This window comes from Candidatus Aminicenantes bacterium, from assembly GCA_026393795.1.
GTDB lineage: Bacteria > Acidobacteriota > Aminicenantia > UBA2199 > UBA2199 > UBA2199.
On record JAPKZL010000282.1, the window covers coordinates 1 to 1,586 of the forward strand.

Annotated in this window: 2 protein-coding genes; one reads left to right on the forward strand and one right to left on the reverse strand. The window is 53.3% G+C overall.

Annotated features, from left to right (window positions below; translation table 11 throughout):
- Positions 1 to 938, reverse strand: a 938-nt coding sequence (locus NTW95_13615) for a helix-turn-helix transcriptional regulator (protein MCX6558444.1), incomplete at its 3' end; no start/stop codon positions are given.
- Positions 939 to 1,124: 186 nt separating this feature from the next.
- Between NTW95_13615 and NTW95_13620 the strand changes: the two genes are divergently transcribed.
- Positions 1,125 to 1,586: ankyrin repeat domain-containing protein (locus tag NTW95_13620; GenBank protein MCX6558445.1), on the forward strand; the 462-nt coding region annotated here is incomplete at its 3' end.

The following is a 1,586-nucleotide window of genomic DNA, read 5'->3' on the forward strand; positions in this document are numbered from 1 at the left end:
CCCTGGACCACAAGGGCCCCTTGAACCAAATTAACCAGTTCGATGCGGTTACGGACACCCAACTTTCTGTAGATATTGTACAAATGGAACTTGACTGTCTTCAAGGAGATGAAGAGTAGCTGCTCGATCTCCAGATTACTTTTTCCCGCGCAGATCAGTTGGATGATTTCCCTCTCCCGCTTGGAAATGCCATAGCCCCCCAGGGTGCTCTCCATGTCGGGTTGGGACTTTTGCACCAGGAGTTTTTTACCGTGGTAATAGTGGAGGAAGGTTCCCAAAAAGAGGAGCGGCAGCAGATTCAAGCAAAGGAAATAGAAACCGGTGTAAAATGCAAAAACACTGGACCAGAGATTTCGCCCCGCATAAAAAAGGAAATAAATCAGATTGACGGCGATATAAAAAGCGCTGAAACTCCGCAGGGCGATCCGCTTGCCTGATGCCATGACCGTTCGCGCTTGCCAAAAGAGGAGGACAGCCGCGATCAGGATTAAAGCCCGGACGATACGATCCAAATAATAAATTGAGCGCATCAGGAAGTCAAGATTGAATACTCCGCCGGCGCATACCGCCAAGGCCACGATCAGCCCCCCTCGCCCAACCCATTTTTGCCATGGGAGAATCCTCTTGCCGCGCAGTTCCATTGCCATTACCATAAATGCAGCGGCATAACCCACCAGGGCGCAATAGAGCAACACGCTGAGCAACATCCAGGGAATGATGAGCGTCGTGGCGATGACTATCTTTTCATGGCTGATGTTGAGCGTGATATAGATAAGTCCCACGTCGGCCAAGGTCATGAGATTCAGGCAGGCCAAATGAACGGCATAGGTCCGCAAATGCCTTTGCCGGAAAGTGCGGTAGCGGTGAACGACCAGGCTGATCAGGAGCAAGCCGCAGCCGGAAGAGAGCAGGTAGATGAAAATGAGCAAATGGCGCATACGGATAAATAAACACACTTGCCGCCTGCTGTCAATCCGGAGCCATTCCCGGTCAAAAGTATGGTTTATAAAAACAGGACTTTTAACCGATTCTTTTTATGCCTGACCCGGTTATAGTCATGCTCGGCTATGGCAAGTGCATAAGCCCCGGAATGAAACCGGAAAAATCGCTTAAAAGGAGTAAACATGAAACAAACATTCCTCAAATTGTTCATCGTCTTGACGCTGCTGCTGATCCTGCCGGCAACGGGATTACAGGCGGCAGAGATCCACAAGGCAGCTTCCGCGGGTGACCTGGAAACCGTCAAAAGACTGCTGGAACAAAATCCCAAATTGCTTCAGGAAATGGACGAAAACGGCCGGACGCCTTTGCACTGGGCCTGCCGCGGCGTCCACTTCGACCTGGTCAAATATTTGGTCGAAAGGGGGGCGGACGTGAATGCCCGCGACAACGGGGCGATGGCGCCGCTGCATAGCGTGGCTTCGCGGGGGCATCTGGATGCGGCCAAGCTGCTGCTCGCCGCCGGCGCCCGCGTCGACGCCGAAACCAAGGGTGGCTGGACGGCTTTGCATCTCGCTGCAGCCAACGGACACACGGCGATGGCGGCCCTGCTGCTCGACAAGGGCGCCCACCTCGACATTCGTGAC